This window comes from Gryllotalpicola ginsengisoli DSM 22003, assembly GCF_000419445.1.
Taxonomy (GTDB): Bacteria; Actinomycetota; Actinomycetes; order Actinomycetales; family Microbacteriaceae; genus Gryllotalpicola; species Gryllotalpicola ginsengisoli.
The window spans coordinates 564,952-585,127 of the sequence record NZ_AULK01000001.1 but is presented as its reverse complement, the minus strand read 5'-3'; the positions used below and the strand labels follow the sequence as shown (position 1 = coordinate 585,127).

At 71.3% G+C, this 20,176-nt stretch carries 20 protein-coding genes; 19 read left to right on the top strand and 1 reads right to left on the bottom strand.

Annotated elements, in window-relative coordinates; genetic code table 11:
• Positions 1-6: 6 nt before the first annotated feature.
• The 18 genes from ffh (at position 7) to H563_RS0102775 (ending at position 18,434) form a co-directional block, all read left to right on the top strand.
• Positions 7-1,560, top strand: coding sequence for a signal recognition particle protein (gene ffh, locus H563_RS0102860; RefSeq protein WP_022881106.1), 1,554 nt, complete (start codon positions 7-9; stop codon positions 1,558-1,560).
• A gap of 64 nt (positions 1,561-1,624) precedes the next feature.
• Positions 1,625-4,726 carry a 3-phosphoshikimate 1-carboxyvinyltransferase gene (gene aroA / locus H563_RS0102855; protein WP_022881105.1) on the top strand — a complete coding sequence of 1,034 codons (3,102 nt, stop codon included), beginning with the start codon at positions 1,625-1,627 and terminating at the stop codon, positions 4,724-4,726.
• Complete coding sequence (locus H563_RS0102850) at positions 4,726-5,904, top strand: acyl-CoA dehydrogenase family protein (RefSeq protein ID WP_022881104.1); 1,179 nt, start codon at positions 4,726-4,728, stop codon at positions 5,902-5,904. Before aroA ends, H563_RS0102850 begins: the two co-directional genes overlap by 1 nt.
• The gene (locus tag H563_RS0102845; RefSeq protein WP_022881103.1) at positions 5,898-6,713 is read left to right on the top strand and encodes an SDR family oxidoreductase; all 816 of its coding nucleotides are present in this window, start codon (positions 5,898-5,900) and stop codon (positions 6,711-6,713) included. The genes H563_RS0102850 and H563_RS0102845 overlap by 7 nt, the downstream gene beginning before the upstream one ends.
• A 33-nt stretch (positions 6,714-6,746) precedes the next feature.
• Positions 6,747-8,888: an oxidoreductase gene (locus H563_RS0102840; RefSeq protein ID WP_211212361.1), complete on the top strand. Its 2,142-nt coding sequence runs from the start codon at positions 6,747-6,749 to the stop codon at positions 8,886-8,888.
• A 158-nt stretch (positions 8,889-9,046) separates the two neighbouring features.
• The gene (rpsP, locus tag H563_RS0102835; protein ID WP_022881101.1) at positions 9,047-9,466 is read left to right on the top strand and encodes a 30S ribosomal protein S16; all 420 of its coding nucleotides are present in this window, start codon (positions 9,047-9,049) and stop codon (positions 9,464-9,466) included.
• 12 nt (positions 9,467-9,478) lie between these two features.
• Positions 9,479-9,715 carry an RNA-binding protein gene (locus H563_RS0102830; protein WP_022881100.1) on the top strand — a complete coding sequence of 79 codons (237 nt, stop codon included), beginning with the start codon at positions 9,479-9,481 and terminating at the stop codon, positions 9,713-9,715.
• On the top strand, positions 9,715-10,263 hold the full coding sequence (rimM, locus tag H563_RS14660; protein ID WP_022881099.1) for a ribosome maturation factor RimM: 549 nt from the start codon (positions 9,715-9,717) through the stop codon (positions 10,261-10,263). The genes H563_RS0102830 and rimM overlap by 1 nt, the downstream gene beginning before the upstream one ends.
• 121 nt (positions 10,264-10,384) lie before the next feature.
• Positions 10,385-11,152, top strand: a complete 768-nt coding sequence (locus H563_RS0102820; protein ID WP_022881098.1) for a sirohydrochlorin chelatase — start codon at positions 10,385-10,387, stop codon at positions 11,150-11,152.
• A 14-nt stretch (positions 11,153-11,166) separates the two neighbouring features.
• Positions 11,167-11,862, top strand: a complete 696-nt coding sequence (gene trmD, locus H563_RS0102815) for a tRNA (guanosine(37)-N1)-methyltransferase TrmD (RefSeq protein WP_022881097.1) — start codon at positions 11,167-11,169, stop codon at positions 11,860-11,862.
• Between the two features lie 151 nt (positions 11,863-12,013).
• On the top strand, positions 12,014-12,361 hold the full coding sequence (rplS, locus tag H563_RS0102810; RefSeq protein ID WP_022881096.1) for a 50S ribosomal protein L19: 348 nt from the start codon (positions 12,014-12,016) through the stop codon (positions 12,359-12,361).
• A 98-nt stretch (positions 12,362-12,459) separates the two neighbouring features.
• On the top strand, positions 12,460-13,236 hold the full coding sequence (gene lepB / locus H563_RS0102805) for a signal peptidase I (protein WP_022881095.1): 777 nt from the start codon (positions 12,460-12,462) through the stop codon (positions 13,234-13,236).
• Positions 13,233-13,886, top strand: coding sequence for a ribonuclease HII (locus tag H563_RS0102800; RefSeq protein ID WP_022881094.1), 654 nt, complete (start codon positions 13,233-13,235; stop codon positions 13,884-13,886). Before lepB ends, H563_RS0102800 begins: the two co-directional genes overlap by 4 nt.
• Before the next feature lie 13 nt (positions 13,887-13,899).
• Complete coding sequence (locus H563_RS0102795) at positions 13,900-14,223, top strand: DUF2469 family protein (RefSeq protein ID WP_022881093.1); 324 nt, start codon at positions 13,900-13,902, stop codon at positions 14,221-14,223.
• A 97-nt stretch (positions 14,224-14,320) separates the two neighbouring features.
• On the top strand, positions 14,321-14,677 hold the full coding sequence (locus H563_RS0102790) for a YraN family protein (protein WP_027479028.1): 357 nt from the start codon (positions 14,321-14,323) through the stop codon (positions 14,675-14,677).
• The gene (locus H563_RS0102785) at positions 14,677-16,212 is read left to right on the top strand and encodes a YifB family Mg chelatase-like AAA ATPase (RefSeq protein WP_022881091.1); all 1,536 of its coding nucleotides are present in this window, start codon (positions 14,677-14,679) and stop codon (positions 16,210-16,212) included. Before H563_RS0102790 ends, H563_RS0102785 begins: the two co-directional genes overlap by 1 nt.
• A complete protein-coding gene (gene dprA / locus H563_RS0102780) occupies positions 16,209-17,483 on the top strand; it encodes a DNA-processing protein DprA (protein ID WP_051142593.1) in 1,275 nt (424 codons plus the stop codon). The genes H563_RS0102785 and dprA overlap by 4 nt, the downstream gene beginning before the upstream one ends.
• Positions 17,484-17,504: 21 nt before the next feature.
• On the top strand, positions 17,505-18,434 hold the full coding sequence (locus H563_RS0102775; RefSeq protein WP_027479026.1) for a tyrosine recombinase: 930 nt from the start codon (positions 17,505-17,507) through the stop codon (positions 18,432-18,434).
• Here the strand turns inward: H563_RS0102775 and H563_RS0102770 are convergent, their stop codons facing one another.
• Positions 18,435-18,926: a murein hydrolase activator EnvC family protein gene (locus tag H563_RS0102770; RefSeq protein WP_027479025.1), complete on the bottom strand. Its 492-nt coding sequence runs from the start codon at positions 18,924-18,926 to the stop codon at positions 18,435-18,437.
• Positions 18,927-19,189: 263 nt separating this feature from the next.
• Between H563_RS0102770 and rpsB the strand changes: the two genes are divergently transcribed.
• Positions 19,190-20,125, top strand: coding sequence for a 30S ribosomal protein S2 (rpsB, locus tag H563_RS0102765; RefSeq protein WP_022881089.1), 936 nt, complete (start codon positions 19,190-19,192; stop codon positions 20,123-20,125).
• Positions 20,126-20,176 lie beyond the last annotated feature (51 nt).

The window sequence follows — 20,176 nt, the reverse complement described above, 5'->3', positions numbered from 1 at the left end:
CCCACCATGGCGATCTTCGGCTCACTCTCCGACCGGCTCACCGAGAGCCTCAAGAACCTCCGCACCAAGGGCAAGCTCTCGGCGAGCGACGTCGACGGCACCGTCCGCGAGATCCGCCGGGCCCTGCTCGAGGCCGACGTCGCGCTCGACGTCGTCAAGCGGTTCACCGCCAAGGTGCGCGAGCGGGCGCTCTCGGACGACGTCAACCGTGCGCTCAACCCCGCGCAGCAGGTCGTGCAGATCGTCAACGAGGAGCTCGTGGAGATCCTCGGCGGCCAGCAGCGGCGCCTCGAATTCGCGAAGACCCCGCCGACCGTCATCATGCTCGCCGGCCTGCAGGGCGCAGGAAAGACGACCCTCGCCGGAAAGCTCGCCAAGTGGCTCAAGAAGGACGGCCACACCCCGATGCTGGTGGCCGCCGACCTGCAGCGTCCCAACGCGGTCACCCAGCTCCAGGTGGTCGGGGAGCAGGCGGGCGTCGCCGTGTACGCCCCCGAGCCGGGCAACGGCGTGGGCAACCCCGTCAAGGTCGCCAAGAACGCGGTCGAGGAGGCCCGGCGCAAGCAGTACGACACCGTCATCATCGACACGGCCGGCCGTCTCGGCGTCGACGCCGAGCTGATGAAGCAGGCCGCCGACATCCGCAAGGCGACGAACCCCGACGAGGTGCTGTTCGTGATCGACGCGATGATCGGCCAGGACGCCGTCAACACCGCGAAGGCGTTCCAGGACGGCGTGGACTTCACCGGGGTCGTCCTCTCCAAGCTCGACGGCGACGCCCGCGGCGGTGCGGCGCTGTCCGTGGCATCCGTCACCGGCCGGCCCATCATCTTCGCGTCCACGGGTGAGGGCCTCGACGACTTCGAGCCGTTCCACCCCGACCGCATGGCCAGCCGCATCCTCGACCTGGGCGACATCCTCACCCTCATCGAGCAGGCGCAACAGGCCTTCGACGAGGAGGAGGCGCGTCAGGTCGCGGAGAAGTTCGCGACCGACACCTTCACGCTCGACGACTTCCTCAAGCAGATGCAGCAGCTGCGCAACATGGGCTCGATCAAGAAGATGATCGGGATGCTGCCGGGCGCCGGCGCCATGCGGCAGCAGCTCGACCAGTTCGACGAGCGCGAGATCGTGCGCACCGAGGCGATCATCCAGTCGATGACGCCCGCCGAGCGCCGCACCCCCAAGATCCTGAACGGCTCGCGTCGCCTGCGCATCGCCAAGGGCTCCGGCATGACCGTCACCGACGTCAACCAGCTCGTGAACCGCTTCGAGCAGGCGTCCAAGATGATGAAGACCGTCGCCAAGGGCGGCGTGCCCCAGGTGCCGGGCATGGGCCCGGTGCCGGGTGCTGGCTACGTCGGCAAGCCCAAGCCGCAGCAGAAGAAGAAGTCGCGCTCGGGCAACCCCGCCAAGCGGGCCGCCGAGAACGCGGCGCTCGCGGCCGGCACCCGTTCCGGCGCCGGCGCGCCGAGCGGATCCGGCTTCGGTCTCGGCGGCGCGAAGCAGCCCGCCCCGGCCGACCTCGAGCAGATCCAGAAGCTGTTCGGCCGCGGTTGACCGGGTTCTCGAGACCCCGGCGTGCATGCCCGCGGCGGCATCAAAGCGACGGTAGCGTGACATCGTGCAGTTGATCTCTAGAGGAACCGATCATCGTCTCGAGGGCACGCTGGAGATCCCGGTCTCCAAGTACCATGCGCATCGCGCGCTCGTGCTCGCCGCTCTGGCCGAAGGTACGAGTGTCATCAGAGGCATCTCGACCACTCGCCAGGTCGAATGGACCGTGAGCGTGCTGCGCGCGCTCGGCGTGGGCATCGAGATCACGGATGACTCGTACCTCGTGACCGGCGCCGGCGGGCGGTTCCACGGGGTCGAGCTCAACGAGCGGGGCTCCCGCGGCCTCGACGGCCTGCTCAACGTGGGGTCCTCGGGCACCACCCTGTACTTCATGACGGGCCTCGCGGCGCTCTCCGACCGACCGACCACCCTGACGGGCATGAAGTACTTCCGCCGCCGCCCGATCAAGGCCCTGCTGACCGCGCTGACCGAGATGGGCGTCGAGCTCGAGTCGACGAACGACTGCCCGCCCATCACCGTGCAGCCCAAGCGCCCCACGGGCGGCGACGTCGAGATCGCGGGCACCCTCTCGCAGTGGGTTTCCGGCCTGCTGCTGACGGCGCCGTTCGCCGAGACCGACACGACGATCCACATCACCGGCGGCCAGCTCAACGAGCAGCCCTACGTCGACCTCACCGTGCGCATGATGCGCCACTGGGGCTTCCAGGTCGAGGTGAGCGACGACTGGCTGACCTACACCGTGCCGGCGAACCAGACCGGGACCGCCGCCGACTACACGATCCCCGCCGACATCGGCTCGGCCGCCTTCGGCATCGCGGCCGCCGCCCTGCACCCCGCCGACGTCCTGTTCAAGGGCCTCTCCGCGGCGACCACCGCGGAGGTCGACCACCCCGAGGCCGAGTTCCTCGACATCGCCGCCTCGATGGGGGTGCCGATGACCATCGACGAGCAGACCGGCTGGGTGCGCATCAGGCACGACGGCATCACGCTCAAGCCCTTCGACGTCGATGCGACGCCGATCCCCGACCTGCTGCCGATCCTGTCGGTGATGGCCAACTTCGCCGAGGGCTCCAGTCACCTGCGCAACGTCGGCCACGTGCGGCTCAAGGAATCCGACCGCGTCGCGGCGATGCTGCAGCTCAACAAGATGGGCGGCGACGCCACCCAGGAGCCCACCGAGCTGCACATCAACGGCACCGCCGGCGCACGGGGCACCGGCGCCGCGCTGTCGAGCTTCAACGACCACCGCGTGCTCATGTCGCTCGCGATCGCCGGAACCAAGTGCGACGGCGAGACGAGCCTGACCTATCCGCGCGCCTACCGCATCTCCTACCCGACGTTCCTCGAGGCGATGACCTCCATCGGCCTCGACATCGACGTGGATGCGCCGTCGCGGGACACGGGGGAGGACGAGGAGCGCGAGGCCCCGGCATCCGCCCCGCTCGACGCCGAGCCGCTCGTGCTGCCGATCGCGGTGCGCGAGTACGCGAAGACGCAGCCCGACGCGCCCGCCGTGATCGAGGTGGGCGGCAGCGCGCCCGTCACCATGAGCTGGGGCAAGCTGCAGGACGAAGCCGACAAGGTGTCACAGCTGCTGCTCGAACTCGGCGTGACCAAGGGCGACGCCGTCGGCGTGCAGCTGCCGAACTGGAGCGAGTTCATCGCGATCTCGCTCGGCGCCATGCAGATCGGCGCCGTCGTGACCCCGATCATGCCGGTGTTCGGCCCGCGCGAGGTGGCCATGACGCTGTCGCGTTCGCGGGCGCGGGTGCTGTTCCTGCCCAACCTGTTCCGCAACCGCCGCGCGGCCGTCGAACTGGTGTCGGTCGCCGAAGAGGCGAAGCAGTCGGGTCGCCGGTTGCACCTCGAGCACGTCATCGTGCTGCAGGCCGAGAACCGAGACGGCGCCGAGTCGACGCACGTGCCGCCGATCCCCGACGCGGCTGTGGCGCGCGCCGAGGCGGCGAGCTGGACCTGGCGCTACTACGAGACGGCGCTCGCGAGCGTCACCCCCGACGCCGAGCTCATCGCGAGCCGGATGCCGGGACCCGACGACGTGTGCCAGCTGCTCTTCACCTCCGGCACCACGGGTGAGCCCAAGGGCGTGCAGCATCCGTACCGCACGCTCGGCCTCGCCACCGCGATGCACGTGCAGCGCTCCGGGCTGAACGACTCCGACCGGGTCTACATCCCGAGCCCGCTGGCCCACCAGACCGGCTTCCTGTACGGCATGCTGCTGGCCTGGCGCCTCGGCGTCGCCTCCGTCATCCAGCCCGTGTGGGACGGCAGCGTCGCCCTCGACCAGGCGTTCGGCGAGGCCCGCGCCTCGTTCGTGCAGGCGGCCACGCCGTTCCTGACCGACCTCGTCGACCTCGTCGAGAGCGGGCGGAAGCCGAAGCCGGAGTCGCTGCGCATCTTCGTCGCGACCGGTGCCGCGGTGCCGCGGGAGCTCGCCCGCAAGGCGACGACCGTGCTCGACACCGCCGTGCTCGGCGCCTTCGGCACGACCGAGACGTGCCTCGCGACCCTGTCGGGCCCGAACGATCCGCCCGAGAGCATGTGGGGCACCGACGGCCGCGCACTCGAGGGCATCACGCTGCGCATCGTCGACGACGAGGGCGTCGAGCTGCCCGTGGGCACCGAGGGCAACTACGAGTTCAGCTCGCCCACGCTGTTCGGCGGCTACCTCGAGCGCCCCGACCTCACCGCCGACGTGTTCACCGAGGACGGCTGGTACAAGACCGGCGACCTCGCCTTCATCGACGAGGCCGGCTACCTGCACGTCACCGGGCGGGTGAAGGACGTCATCAACCGCGGCGGCGAGAAGGTGCCGGTGGTCGAGATCGAGAACCTGCTGTACCAGCATCCGCTCGTCGCCGACATCGCGATCGTCGCCATGCCCGACCCCCGCCTCGGCGAGCGCGCCTGCGCCTTCGTCGTCCCCGCGCGCGAGGGTCAGCACCTCGAGTTCGCGGCGATGCAGGAGTACCTGAACGCGCACGGCGTGTCGAAGTACTACTGGCCCGAGCGGCTCGAGGCCATCGACGAGCTGCCGCGCAACGCCGTCGGCAAGATCCAGAAGAACGTGCTGCGCGAGAAGGCCGCCGCCCTCGTCGCCCAGGACGCCAACCAGAGCAAGGAGCGTTAGTGGCTGTCGCCGAAACCGACGAGGCGGAGTTCGCCGCCCTCAAATCCGAGATCGCCGAATGGGTCGCCGGCCCGGGCGAGCGGTGGGCGGAGAAGATCGAGGAGACCGGCGAGGTCCCTGCCGAGCTGTTCGACGAACTCAAGGGCAACGGATGGCTCAGCCTGGCCGCCCCCGTCGAGCTCGGCGGCCGCGGCATCCCGTTCAGCCGCTACCTGGAGTTGCTCGAGATCATCTCCAAGTCGCACGGCTCGATCCGCATGCTGGTGCACGTCATCAACGGCACCTGGCGCGCCATGGCCCCCTACGCGAGCCGCGAGCTGATCGAGGAGGTCGTCAAGCCCTCCGTCGCGGGCGACAAGCTCGTCGCGTTCACGCTCACCGAGCCCGACAACGGCACCGGCGCCGACATCCAGACCACGGTGCGCAGCGAGGGCGACGAGTACGTGATGAACGGTGTCAAGCACCTCATCACCTTCGGCGTGAAGGCGGACTATCTGCTCATCGCCGCCCGCCTCGAGGGCACCAAGGGCAACGACGGCACGGTCGCGTTCGCGATGCCGAACCGGCTGCCCGGCGCCGTCGTGATCGACGACTCCGACACCATGGGCGTGCGCGGCACCGACCACGCGATCCTCGAATTCCATGACACCCGCGTGCCCGCCAAGTACCGGCTGGGGGAGGAAGGGCAGGGCCTCGAGGTCGCCCTCGGCGGCTTCCTGCTGCCCAGCCGCGTCTCCGTCGCCATGAGCGCGGTCGGCCTGGCCGAGCGCGCACAGGAACTCGCGATCGCCTACGCCAACGAGCGCGAGACCTTCGGCAAGAAGCTCGCCGAGCGTCAGGCGATCCAGTTCTACCTCGCCGAGAACTACGCTCACATCGCCGCCGCCAAGGCGCTCATCATCCAGGCCGCCCGGGCCTACGAGAACGACGCCCCCGACGCCAGCGCGCTGTCCAGCGCGGCGAAGATGGTGGCCGTCGAGATGCTCGCCCAGGTGACGGACAACGCGCTGCAGGTGCACGGCGGGCGCGGCTACTGGAAGAAGCATCCGATCGAGCGCGTGTACCGCGATGCCCGAGCCCAGCGTTTCGAAGAGGGCACGAACGAGATCCAGAAGCTCGTCGTCGCCCGCGCCGCCCTGACCGGGCTGGCCAGCACGGAAGGATCCCTGACTTGGTAGAGACCGCTCCCCGCGTCGTCGTCATCACCGGCGCGAGCCGCGGCATCGGCCGCCTGCTCGCCGAGAAGCTCGGCGCCGAGGGCGCTCACGTGGTGATCAACTACAAGAAGAACGCCGACCTCGCCGACGAGAGCCTGGCCGCGGTGCGCGCCGCCGGCGGCGACGGCGTCACGGTGCAGGCCGACATCGAGACCGCCGAGGGCGTCGACGCGCTGTTCGCCGGCGTCGACGAGCACTACGACCGTATCGACGCCTTCGTCGCCAACGCCGCGGCGGCCGCGTTCAAGCCCATCAAGGACCTCAAGCTGCACCACCTCGACCGCAGCTACGCGATGAACGCGCGCAGCTTCGTGCTGGGTGCGCAGCGCGCGGCCGAGCGCATGAAGGACGGCGGGCGCATCCTCTACATCTCCAGCTACGGCTCGTTGCGCGCCTTCCCGACCTACGCCGCCCTGGGCGCCGCGAAGGCCATGGCCGAGCAGTACATGCGCTACATGGCCGCCGAGTTCGGCCCCCGCGGCATCACCGTGAACGCGGTGAACGGCGGCCTGATCGACACCGACTCGCTCGACTACTTCTACAACAAGGTGCCGGGCATGGCCCCGATGGACTCCGTGCTCTCGAAGCTGCCGCTGCAGCGCCCGGCGAAGGCCGACGACATGGCCGACGCAGCGCAGTTCCTGCTCTCGGAGAAGGCCGGCTACATCACCGGCCAGGTGCTCACCGTCGACGGCGGCCTGACGATCATCGCCCCGCCGTTCTGGTCCGACACCACCGGCGAGCTGCGCGCCGCCGTGTTCGGAGAGTGACCCCCGCTGGCTGAGGAGCGCAGCACGCCCGCGATGGCTGAGCAGCGCAGGCCGCCCACCCCGATGGCTGAGGAGCGCAGGCCGCCCACCCCGATGGCTGAGGAGCGCGCAGCGCGTCTCGAAGCCGCCGAGCAGGTGACCGAGCTCCCGCTCGTGCGCACCCCGTGGCGGCTCGGCCCCCTCGAGCTGCCGCACCGGGTGGTCATGGGCAGCATGCACACCGGTCTCGAGACGCGCGACGACGGCGGCGCGGCGCTGGCCGCGTTCTACCGGGAGCGGGTCGCCGGCGGTGCCGCCCTGATCATCACGGGCGGCGTCGCGGTGAGCGACGAGGCGCGGGGCGGCCCCGACTACGCCGTGATGACGGATGCGTCGTGCCGGCAGCGCTTCGCCGCCGCGACCGCGGCGGTGCACGAGGCGGGCGGGGTCATCGCCGCGCAGTTGTTCCACGCCGGCCGCTACGCGGTCGGCGACTGGGCGGTCGCGCCGAGCCCCGTGCCGTGGCGCGCCGCCCGCGGCCTCGTCCCGCGGGAGCTCAGCGCAGCCGACGTCGAGCGCACCGTCGCCGACTTCGCGGCCTCGGCCGCCGCCGCCCGTGAGGCCGGCTTCGACGCCGTCGAGCTGATGGCCTCCGAGGGTTACCTGCTGAACCAGTTCCTCTCCCCGCTGACCAACCTGCGCGAGGACGAGTGGGGAGGGGACGCGGCCGCGCGCATGCGCTTCCCGCTCGCCGTCTTCGACGCGGTGCGCCAGGCGGTCGGCGCCGACTTCCCCGTGACCGTGCGGGTGTCGGCGGCGGACCTGATGCCCGGTTCGACGACCGAGGACGAGGTGGATGCGTTCGCCCTGGCCCTCGCCGAGCGGGGCGTGGCCGCGCTCGGCATGGGGGTGGGCTGGCACGAATCCGTGGTGCCGACGGTGCAGGCATCCGTGCCGCACGGCGCCTGGATCGCCTACGGCGAGCGGCTCGCGGACGCCGTGCACGCCGCCCACCCGGAGGTGCCCGTCATCGCGAGCAACCGCGTCACCGACCTGCGGGACGCCGAGGCGATCCTCGCCCGCGGCAAGGTGGACGCGGTCGCGCTGGCCCGGCCGTTCCTCGCCGACCCCGAGCTCGTGAACCGCTCCTTCCGCGGCGACTACCTTCTCGTCAACAGCTGCATCGGCTGCGACCAGGCGTGCATCGACCGCTCGCTCGTGTTCCAGCCGATCTCGTGCCTGGTGAACCCGCGCGCGGGCCGCGAGCGCGAGTTCCCCGCCGGTGTGACGAACAACCGCCGCCGCGTCGCCGTCGTCGGGGGAGGCCCGGCGGGTCTCGCGGCGGCCGACGCCCTCGCCCGCCGTGGGCACGACGTGACCGTCTTCGAGGAGCGCGCCGCCCTCGGCGGCCAGTTCGCCCTCGCCGCGCGGGTGCCCGGCAAAGAGGACTACCGGCTCACGGTGCGCTCGGCCCAGCGGCGCCTCGAAGCGGCCGGCGCCACGCTGCGCCTCGGCGAGGCGCCCGATGTCGACGAGCTCGCCGGCTTCGACGGCGTGTTGCTGGCGACCGGCGTGCGGCCGCGCGAGGTCGAACTGCCCGGCGCCGAGCTGCCGCACGTGCTCAGCTACGAGCGCGCGATCCGTGAGGGAGTTCCGGACGGCAGCGTCGCGATCATCGGCGGCGGCGGCATCGGTGTCGACCTGGCCGCGTTCCTCGTCGAGAGCCACGACGAGAAGACCCGTGCCCTCGCCTTCCAGGCGCGCTTCGGCCTCACCGGCTCCGCCGAGTTCGCCCGCTCCCGCCCCACCCGGGCGCTGCACCGCCCGCGCCCTGGCGCTCTCGTGACGCTGATGCGGCGCAGCGGCAAGTTCGGCCAGGGCGTCGGCATCACCTCCCGTTGGGTCAACGTGGGCGCGCTCACGCATGCGGGGGTACGGATGCTCGCGGGCATCGCCTACCGCCGCATCACGCCCGACGGGGTCGAGGTGGAGCACCCCGACGGCGCCGTCGAGCTCGTTCCCGGCAGCACCGTCGTGCTGTGCGCCGGGCAGGTGGAGCACGATCCGCTCTCCGCGGAGCTCGAGGCACGCGGCATCCGTCACGAGATCGTCGGCGGTGCACGCGACGCGAGCCGCGTCGACGCGGTGCGCGCGACCAGCGAGGGGATCGCGGCGGCCCGGCGCCTCGCGGATTAGTCCGAGCGTCGGTTCGTCTGGCAGAATGGAACGTCGGGTTCCGTCGTTCCGACCCTCTATCCGAACGCGGGCCCTCCATTCAGACCTCCTGCACGGGTGTGCACCCCACAGCCCGGGCAGTCAGTTCGCTTCCAACATCGAATTCCTACAGGAGAACTGTGGCTGTCAAGATCCGCCTCAAGCGCCTGGGCAAGATCCGTGCCCCCTACTACCGTGTCGTCGTCGCCGACTCGCGCACCAAGCGCGACGGTCGCGTGATCGAGGAGATCGGCAAGTACCACCCCACCGAGCACCCCTCGCTCATCGAGATCGACTCGGACCGCGCGCAGTACTGGCTCGGCGTCGGCGCGCAGCCGACCGAGCAGGTCGCTGCGCTGCTGAAGCTCACCGGCGACTGGGCGAAGTTCAAGGGCGAGAAGGACACCGAGAGCAAGGTGCAGGCCCCCGAGGCCAAGCCCGCCTTCGTCGCCGACGAGAAGAAGAAGCCGGTGCTCAAGCCCAAGGCCGAGACGCCCGCCAAGGCCCAGGAGCCCGCTGAGGCGCCGGCCGAGGCCGAGGCCGCCGAGAGCGCCGAGTAGGTTCCACCCGCGATGCTCGACTCAGCCGTCTCGCACCTCGTCAAGGGGATCGTGGATCACCCGGACGACGTGCAGGTCGCCCAGAAGAGCTCGCCGCGCGGCGAGGTCCTCGAGGTGCGCGTCCACCCCGAGGACCTCGGCCGCGTCATCGGCCGCGGCGGTCGCACGGCCACCAGCCTGCGCACCGTCGTGGGCGCCCTCGCCGGCAGCAAGCGGGTGCGCGTCGACGTCGTCGACACCGACCGCTGATGGCGGGGAAGCAGACCGGAACCCAGCTCCGCGTCGGGCGCCTGACCAAGGCCCACGGGCTCAAGGGTGCGCTGAAGCTCGAGCTCTACACCGACGACCCCGAGCGCCGCTTCACTCCCGGTGCGATCTTCTCGCTGCAGGTGCCGCCCACATCGAAGTGGCACGGCAAGAACCTGGAGCTGAAGGAGTTGCGCTGGTACAACGGCCACCCCGTCGGCTTCTTCGTCGGCGTCGACGACCGTGACGAGGCCGAGTCGCTCGTGAAGGCGATCCTGTGGGTCGACGCCGACGACGACCCGGGCGAGGACGACGCGTGGTACGACCATCAGCTCGTCGGCCTCACCGTGCTGCGTGACGGGGCCGAGGTCGGCCGCGTGGCGCGCGTCGACCACCTGCCCGCGCAAGACCTCCTGGCGATCGAGACGCCCCGCGGCGAGGTGCTCGTGCCGTTCGTGTCGGCGATCGTCCCCGAGGTCGACGTCGCTGCCGGAACGCTCACGGTCACGCCGCCCGCGGGCTTGTTCGAGGACCTGCCCGACGAGGAGTGACCGCGGCTGACCCCCGAGCGGGGGCCGCGGTTTCACGCGCGTGAAACACGTCGGTGCACTCCGGCGAAACACGCCTCTCATAACTTCGGACCATGACCAGGTCGGCCCGGGGGAACCACCAGTGACGCTCGCGCCAGCCCCGTGGGGTCCCGGCGACCGGTCCGGTCGCACACCGTCGCGGCCGGCGCTGCTCGCGGTCGCGCAGGGGCCCAAAGAGCTCACGGATGACCCCGCCGTCGACACCCTGCTGCAGGCGGTCTCCCGCGCGGCGCCCGGACTGCACGTGGTCGGCTCGGTCGTCGACGTGCACCAGCCGGAGCTCGGAGCGACCATCGCCGAACAGCTCGCCCCCGGCGAACCCGTCGTCGTCGTGCCGCTGATGCTCTCGGCGGGCTTCCACGTGCACGGCGACCTCGCGCACGAGCTGGCGGCCCAGCGCACCCGCCGCACCGCGATCTCCCGGGCCCTCGGACCCGACGCCGTGATCGTCGAGCTGCTGGCCGCGAAACTGACCGAACTGGGGCTCGCCGCCGACGACGTGATCGTGCTCGCCGCCGCCGGCTCGAGCGACCACCGCGCCGTGCGCGACTGCATCGCCGTCGGCAGGCACCTCGCGGGGCTTCTGGAGCGCAACGTGACCGTCGGATTCCTCTCGGCGGCGGTGCCGCGCCTGGCATCCGCCGTCGACACCATGCGCCGGCTCCACCCGGGCAGCCGCGTGATCGTGGCGAGCTACCTGCTCTCGCCCGGGCGCTTCGCGGAGGTCACGGCCTCGGTCGGGGGCGATGTGGTCTCCGGTCCCTTGCTCGCCGCCGGACGCAGGCCGCCGCAGGCGCTGGTCGACCTGGTGCTCGCGCGCTACGAGGCGGGGGCGGCGCAACTGGCCTGAATAGACTTCCCGTCATGCGCATCGACATCGTGACGATCTTCCCGTCGTTCTTCGATGCGCTCGACATCTCGCTGCTCGGCAGGGCCCGCACCAGCGGGATCATCGATCTTGCGGTGCACGATCTGCGCGACTGGACGCACGACCGGCATCGCACCGTCGACGACACCCCGTACGGCGGGGGCGCCGGCATGGTCATGAAGCCGGAGCCGTGGGGCGAAGCCCTCGACGCGGTGCTCGAGGGCGCATCCGATCCGCTCGTCATCTTCCCGTCGCCGGCGGGCGAGGTGTTCACGCAGGCACGCGCGCGCGAGCTCGCGACCGAACAGCACCTCGTGTTCGGCTGCGGGCGCTACGAAGGCATCGACCAGCGCGTCTTCGACGAGTACGAGCAGCGTGCACGCGTGAAGCTCGTCAGCGTGGGCGACTACGTGCTGAACGGGGGAGAGGTCGCGGTGATGGCGATGATCGAGGCGATCGGACGCCTGATCCCCGGGGTCGTCGGCAACCCGGAGTCGCTCGTGGAGGAGAGCCACGAAGACGGCCTGCTCGAATACCCGAGCTACACGAAACCGGCCAGCTGGCGAGGGCGCGAGGTGCCGCCCGTGCTGCTGTCGGGCAACCACGGCGCCATCGCGGCATGGCGACGCGAGCAGCAGCTCGAGCGCACGCGGCGCGTGCGGCCGGACCTCCTGGAGCCGCGCGAACCCTGATTTGGCGCGCCGCTCCCCCTCTGGCAGAATAGGCAGTTGTGCCGCGTGCGGCCCTGCCACAGGGGAGCCCACATCCACGCGGAGACTCCCACTCTTACCGATCATCGATCGCGCCCGACCTGTGGCGGACGCAGAGAGCGCAGCTGAAGAAATGAACATCCTCGACCAGGTGGATGCCGCCAGCCTCAAGTCCGACGTCCCCGACTTCCGCCCCGGTGACACCGTCAAGGTGCACGTCAACATCGTCGAGGGCAACCGCTCGCGCATCCAGGTCTTCCAGGGCATCGTCCTCGGCCGCTCCGGCCACGGCGTGCGTGAGACCTTCACGGTCCGCAAGGTGAGCTTCCAGGTCGGCGTCGAGCGCACCTTCCCGGTGCACTCGCCGATCATCGACAAGATCGAGGTCGTCACCCGCGGTGACGTGCGTCGCGCGAAGCTCTACTACCTGCGCGAGCTGCGCGGCAAGAAGGCCAAGATCCGCGAGAAGCGCGAGGCGTAAGCCGCGCCTCTCGGCGAGTCCAGAGCCCCCGTCCCCCTACACTGGAGGGCGGGGGCTCTTCCCATCCGGGGCCTTCGCGGATCGCAGGCAAGGACGAGATGACTGACAGCACGGCAGACGGTCCCCCGACGACGAGGGCGGGATCTGCCGCCAAGCGTCGCTCGCGCAACATCGGCCTGTTCGTGCGCGACATCGTGGTCATCTTCCTGGTCGCGCTGCTCGTCTCGTTCCTGATCAAGACCTTCCTGATCCGCTCCTTCTACATCCCTTCGGCCTCGATGGAGAACACGCTGATGGGCGGCGCGAACGTCGCCGTCGACGACCGGATCATCGTCAACGAGCTCGAGCCGCGCATCATGCCGATCCACCGCGGCGACATCGTCGTGTTCAAGGACCCGGGCGGCTGGCTGAGCGACTCCGACGTGGTGAGCACGCCCGAGCCGACGAATCCGATCGCCAAGGCCGTCGACTGGTTCTTCACCTTCGTCGGACTCTCGTCGGCGGACAGCGACGACCACCTCGTCAAGCGGGTCATCGGCCTGCCCGGCGATCACGTGGTGTGCTGCAACGCCCTCAACCAGATCACCGTCAACGGCGTGCCGCTGAAGGAGCCGTACATCAACGTGCCCGACGGCGAACTTCACGCGGGACAGACTTTCGACGTGAACGTGCCGCCCGGCGAGCTGTGGGTGCTCGGCGACAACCGCCTGAATTCGCAGGACTCCAGCATGAACCAGGGCCTTCCCGACAAGGGCTTCGTGCCCGAGGACGACGTCGTCGGCCGCGCCATCCTGATCAGCTGGCCGATCTCGCGATGGTCGTGGCTGTCGAACTACCCCGAGGTGTTCCGCGGCGTGGAGGAGCGCGAGAAGTGACCCCGGGCCCCGCCGCGGTGCCCGACCTCGCCGTGGAGTTCGAGCTGCTCGCCGGGGGAGCTCGCTACATCGTCGGCGTCGACGAGGTGGGGCGTGGCGCCCTGGCCGGCCCGGTCGCGGTCGGCATGGTGGTCATCGACCGGGAGGTCGGCGAGCACCCGCAGGGTCTGCGGGACTCGAAACTGCTGGCCGAGCCGGTGCGCGAGCAGCTCGCGCCGCGGTGCCGCGAGTGGGTGCGCTTCAGCGCGGTCGGCGAGGCGACGCCCGCCGAGATCGACGAGCACGGCATCATGCAGGCGCTGGGCCTGGCCGGGTGGCGCGCGCTCACGGCGCTGCGCGAGGCGGGTGCGGCGCTCGACGAGGCCGCGCTGCTGCTAGACGGCAATTTCGACTACCTGAACCCCGTGCTCGAGCGGCCGATGACGTTGACCACGCGCGTCAAGGCCGACATGGCGTGCGCGAGCGTCGCCGCGGCATCCGTGATCGCCAAAGTGCACCGCGATCGGCACATGATCGAGCTGCACGGCGACCTGCCCGGGTACGGCTGGGCGTCGAACAAGGGGTACGGCAGCCCGGCGCACCTCGAGGCCATCACCCAGCTGGGGCCGAGCGCCCATCATCGGCTCACCTGGCTGCACGCCGCCGCGTAGACTCGACCTCACGATGGACGAAGACGAGTTCGACGACTACGACCGCGAGGTCGAGCTGGCGCTGTACCGCGAATACCGCGATGTCGTCAGCCAGTTCAAGTACGTGATCGAGACCGAGCGCCGGTTCTACCTGGCCAACGAGGTCGAGTTCGTGCGCCGTGACACCGAGAACGACTTCTACTTCGAGCTCACGATGCACGACGTCTGGGTGTGGGACGTCTACCGCGCCGACCGCTTCGTGAAATCCGTGCGCGTGCTCACCTTCAAGGACGTCAACATCGAGGAGCTGTCCACCAAGGAGTTCGAGCTGCCCAAGGAACTCGCGCTCGACGAGTAGCGCACTTCCCCCGCACAGCCGCGGGACCGGCCGTGTTCTCCACTGATCGGGCATCCGCGGCCCGCCGCGGTCGCACGCCTGCGCCATGCTGCCCGGCATGGCACTCAAAGACACGCTGGGCGCGGCCGGCGAGACCGTCGCGGCGCGGTATCTCGAATCCCTCGGGTACGACATCGTCGACCGCAATTGGCGCGGCACGCGCGGCGAGCTTGACATCGTCGCCCGGCACGGCGGCACGACGGTCTTCGTCGAGGTGAAGACGCGCAGCGGGCTGGGTTTCGGGCATCCGTTCGAGGCGATCACCCCGCGCAAGCTGGCCCGGCTGCGCCGGCTGGCGGCCGAGTGGTGCAGGGCGACGGATGCCGCGGCCGGCGCGATCCGGGTCGACGTCGTCGCCGTCATCGGCGGCCTCGACGGGCCCGCCCGCATCGAGCACCTGCGCGGGGTGAGCTGATGGCCGTCGCCCGCACCCTCTCCGTGGCGCTCGACGGCCTGAACGGCGCGCTCGTCGAGGTGGAGGCCTCCATCACCTCGGGCCTGCCGAAGTTCACGCTCATCGGCTTGCCCGACACGTCGCTCGCCGAGGCCGCGCATCGGGTGCTCGCCGCCACCGCCAACATCGGCTGCTCCCTGGCGCAGCACCGCCTCACCGCCAACCTGTCGCCCGCGATTCTGCCCAAGCACGGCTCCGCCTTCGATTTGGGGATAGCGCTGGCGGCCATGGCCGCCGCGGGCCGGGTCTCGGCGCGCTCCATCGCCGGCACCGTGCATCTCGGCGAGCTGGGGCTCGACGGCAGGGTGCGCCCGGTGCTCGGAGTGCTGCCGGCCGTGCACGCGGCCGTCGCCGCCGGCGCGCGGCGCATCATGGTGCCGGCCGGGAACCTGGCCGAGGCATCCCTCGTGCCGGGCGCCGAGGTGGTGCCGGTCGCGTCGTTGCGCGAGGCCGCGATCCGCCACGGCGGCGACTTCACCCCGCTCGAGGTCGAGCCGATCATGCCCGCGGCCCAGGCGGTGGCGAGCGAAGAGCAGCGCGACCTCTCCGACGTGATCGGCAACAGCGAGGCGGTGCGCGCGCTGCTCGTGGCTGCGGCAGGCGGGCATCATCTGTTCTTCATCGGCCCGCCGGGCTCGGGCAAGACCATGCTGGCCGAGCGGATGCCGGGGGTGCTGCCCGACCTCGACGAGCGCGCCTCGCTCGAGGCCACCGCGGTGCGGTCGCTCACGCAGCTCGGCGCGGTGACCTCGCTCGTCACCCGGCCGCCGTTCGAGGCGCCGCACCACTCGGCGAGCGAGGCGGCGATGGTGGGCGGCGGCAGCGGGCGCATCCGCCCGGGCGCGATCACGCGCGCCGATCACGGGGTGCTCTTCCTCGACGAGGCGCCGGAGTTCGGAAAGCACGTGCTGAACACGCTGCGTCAGCCCCTCGAGTCGGGGCGGATCACCATCGCGCGCGGCAATGGGAAGGCGGAGTTCCCGGCGAGGTTCCAGCTGGTGATGGCCGCCAATCCGTGCCCGTGCGGCTACTACGGGCTCCCGTCCGGGGAGTGCACCTGCCCGCCGCACCGACGGAGGGAGTACCTGGCGCGCGTGTCCGGCCCGCTCGCCGACCGACTCGACATCCAGCTCGTGCTGCACCGCATGTCGGTGGCGCAGCTGCGGCGCGCGGAGGAGTTGCGCGCGCCGACGACCGCCGAGGCGCGGGCGCTGGTGACGCGTGCGCGGGAGGCGGCCCGGCGCCGGCTCTCCGGCACGCCGTGGAGCAGCAATGCGCAGCTGCCGGGCCGCTGGCTGACCTCCGGGCGGTACCGGCTGCCGGACCCTGTGACGAAACCGCTCTACACGCGGATGAGCCGCGAGGGCCTGACGATGCGCGGCTTCCTCAAGATCCTCCGGCTGGCCTGGAGCATCGCGGACCTGGACGGGCTCCCGACGCCCGGCACCGAGCAGGTCGCGGAAGCGACCGCCATGCACGAGGGGGATGCCGCATGACCCGCCCATGGGAGTCCGAGGGCGCGCAGCTGCGATCCCTGCTCGACCGAGTGTTGCCGGCCGGTGTGGCGCGCGACGACGGCGCAGACGCGGAGCGGATCGCCCGCATCGTGTGGAGCATCATCGCCGAACCCGGCGACGGCGTGGTCGGCCGGCTCGTCGACGACCTGGGCGCCCGCGCGTCGCTCGAGGCGGTGTGGGACGACAAGGGAGGTCCCGCGATCGCCGGCAGGGAGCTGCGTCAGGCCGCGCACCTGGCGCAGGAGCGCGTGCTGCGCGCGTACCGCGGCCGCGGATTCGACGAGGCGCCCGACGGCGTCGCCGCGGGCTTCGCCCGCTGGCGCCCGCGCATGGGCCCGGCCGCCTCCGTGCAGGCCGTGCTCGAGATGGCCCGGGCCTCCGACGCGCTGCTGCTCACCCCCGACGACGAAGGGTGGCCGCTGCAGCTGGCGGATCTCGGCGAGCATTCCCCGTTGCTGCTCTGGGCGCGCGGCGACGCCGGCCTGCTGACCCGGGCTCCGATGATCGCCGTCGTGGGCGCCCGTGCGGCGACCGCCTACGGCACCCACGTGGCCACCGACTTGGCGGCCGAGCTGTGCGAGCACGGCTACACCGTCGTCTCCGGCGCCGCGTACGGCATCGACGCCGCGGCCCACCGGGCGGCGCTCGCGGCCAGTGGCGGCACGGTCGCCGTGCTCGCCGGGGGCGCCGACCGCTTCTACCCGTCCGGCAACGATGACCTCCTGCGGCGCATCGTGCGCCACGGGCTCGTCGTGGCCGAGGTGCCGTTCGACTCGCCGCCCACCCGGTGGCGGTTCCTGCAGCGCAACCGCGTCATCGCCGCCCTCGCCCAGGCGACCGTGGTGGTGGAGGCCGGCGAGCGCTCCGGCACGATCAACACCGCGGGTCACGCCGGCAAGCTCGGCCGCCCGCTCGGGGCGGTGCCGGGACCGGTGACGAGCCCGAGCTCTGCGGGATGCCACCGGCTGATGCGCGAGTACGGAGCCGAGTGCGTGACGGGCTGCGCCGACGTGCTGCGGCTCGTGGGCGGGCTGGACGCGGCGGCCGAGCCGCTGGCCGATCCGGAGGACCCGAGGTACATGCGCGCCCTCGACGCGCTGAGCGCGCGGAGCCCGCGGCCGCTCGACGAGGTCGCGCGGCGCAGCGGCATGGCCGCACCCGAGGTGGCCTCCCTGCTCGGAACGCTCCTGCTCGACGGGCGGGTACGCAAGACCGAGCGCGGCTGGGTGTCGGTGCCGCGGCGCAGCTGAGCGGGGGAGCATGCTGGGGGAATGAAGCTGCACTCGGCGATCGCTCGCTTCCTCGACCACGCGCGCTACGAGCGCGGGCTGTCGCCGGCCACCGTGCGGTCGTACCGCTCCGATCTCGCGGAGCTCGAGCGCTTCGCCGCAGAGGCGCAGGCTGCCGGTTCAGACGAGGTCGACCTCGAGGACGTCGACCTGGAACTGCTGCGGCAATGGCAATGGGCCGCCGCGCAGGCGGGCCTCGCGGCGACGACGCTCGCGCGGCGCAGTGCATCCGTTCGCGCGTTCACGTCGTGGGCCACGCGCACGGGGCTCATCCGGAACGACCCCGCCGCGCGCCTCAAGTCGCCGAAGACCGGCCGGCACCTGCCGCGCGTCGTCGCCGCCGAGCAGATGGCCGAGCTCCTGGATCGGGCCGCCGAGCGTGCCCGGAGCGGCGATCCCGGAGCGGTGCGCGACCGGGCCGTGCTGGAGCTGCTCTACGCCACCGGAGTGCGGGTGTCGGAGCTGGTCGGCCTCGACGTCGACGACGTCGACCTCGACCGGCTCACCATGCGGGTGACGGGCAAGGGGGACAAGCAGCGCACGGTGCCCTTCGGCGTGCCCGCCCTCGGAGCCCTCGTCGACTATCTGCGCACGGCCAGGCCCGTGCTGGCCGAGCGCGGGGCGGATGCCGCAGGCGACGCCCTGCTGCTCGGAACCGCGGGCAAGCGGCTCGGCGCCCGCACGGTCTACGCGCTGGTCTCCCGGCTGCTCGCGGACTACCCCGGCAGCGGCCCCCGCGGCCCGCACACCCTGCGGCACACAGCGGCAACGCACCTGCTCGACGGCGGCGCGGACCTGCGCGCGGTGCAAGAGCTCCTCGGCCACGCGAGCCTCGGCACGACCCAGATCTACACGCACGTCTCCATCGACCGGCTCAAGCAGAGCTACGCCCAGGCCCACCCGCGCGCCTGATCACCCGAGCGGCAGCAGCACCGCCGGGGGAACCCCCGAGAAGTACAGCAGCGGGTTGACGTACGCGCCGTTCACGCGCACGCCCACGTGCACGCAGTCGCCGTCGCAGTGGCCGCCCGCGGCGACATGGCCCAGCAGCTGACCGGCGGCGACGGGGTCGCCCTTGTCGAGATCGGATGCCACGGGCTCGAAGCTCACCAGCACGCCCGCCGACGTCTGAACGGTGATCAAAGGGCGATCGACCACCACGCCGGCGAAGGTGACGACCCCGGCCACCGGCGAGGTGACCTCGGTCCCTTCGGCGGCGGCCAGATCGATGCCGCGGTGACCGGCGGCGTAGGCCGACGGCGGCGCCTGATAGGCGGCCGTCACGTGCACCGGGGCCGGGACCGGCCACGGCCAGTGCTCCGCCGCCGCGGCATCCGTCTGCCCGATCGAAAGACCCACGGCCACCGCGGCCGCGACGACGACCCGCACCCATCGCGCTCTCATGCCCGGCAGGGTCGCACGGCCCGCGCGGCGGCCGGCGCCGGAAGGGGCGGAATTGTGCGGAAGAGGCGCCGTCGCGGCCCTGTGCGGAAAGCTCGGCGGGGCCCGCGGAACTGCTAGACTGGCCCGGCACCCCGCTCGTCGGGGTGACTACGCGTGCCCATCTGCCGGACCATCCGGCGGCACACCTTCCTCGGGTCCCGTTCCACGGGCGGAAGGTCGCCGGGCGCCAGGAAAAATCAACCTCAACGACAAAAGGAATCATCATGGCCGTCGTCACCATGCGCCAGCTGCTCGACAGCGGTGTCCACTTCGGGCACCAGACCCGCCGCTGGAACCCGAAGATGAAGCGCTTCATCCTCACCGAGCGCTCGGGCTCCTACATCATCGACCTGCAGCAGTCGCTCAACTACATCGACAAGGCGTACGAGTTCGTGAAGGAGACCGTCGCCCACGGCGGCACCATCCTCTTCGTCGGCACCAAGAAGCAGGCCCAGCAGGCCATCGCCGAGCAGGCCACGCGCGTCGGCCAGCCCTACGTGAACCAGCGCTGGCTGGGCGGCCTGCTCACCAACTTCAGCACCGTCTCCAAGCGCCTTGCCCGCATGAAGGAGCTCGAGGAGCTCGACTTCGAGGGCAACACCAGCGGCTTCACCAAGAAGGAGCTGCTGATCAAGAAGCGCGAACTGGACAAGCTGCACAAGTCGCTCGGCGGCATCCGCAACCTGAGCAAGACCCCGAGCGCCATCTGGATCGTCGACACCAAGAAGGAGCACCTCGCCATCGACGAGGCGCAGAAGCTCGGCATCCCCGTGGTCGCCATCCTCGACACCAACTGCGACCCCGACGAGGTCAACTACCCGATCCCGGGCAACGACGACGCGATCCGCTCCGTCGCGCTGCTGACCCGCATCGTCGCCGACGCGGTGGCCGAGGGCCTCATGCAGCGCCACGGCCAGACCGACGAGGGTGCCGAGGCCGAGCCGCTGGCCGAGTGGGAGCAGGAGCTGCTGGGCGCGGGCGAGACCCCTCAGGCCGCCGAGACCACCGCTGCCGAGACCTCCGCTGAGGAGACCAAGGCCGAGACCCCGGCCGAGGAGACCCCGGTCGACGAGGCCGCGGTGGAGGAGACCGTGCCGGCCCAGTCCAGCGCCGAGACCGAGAAGGTCGCGGACGCCGAGACCGCCGCGAGCGCCGAGTAACCTTCCGCACTTTTCCTCTTCGCCCACCCTCCATCACTCACGAGGAGTTCC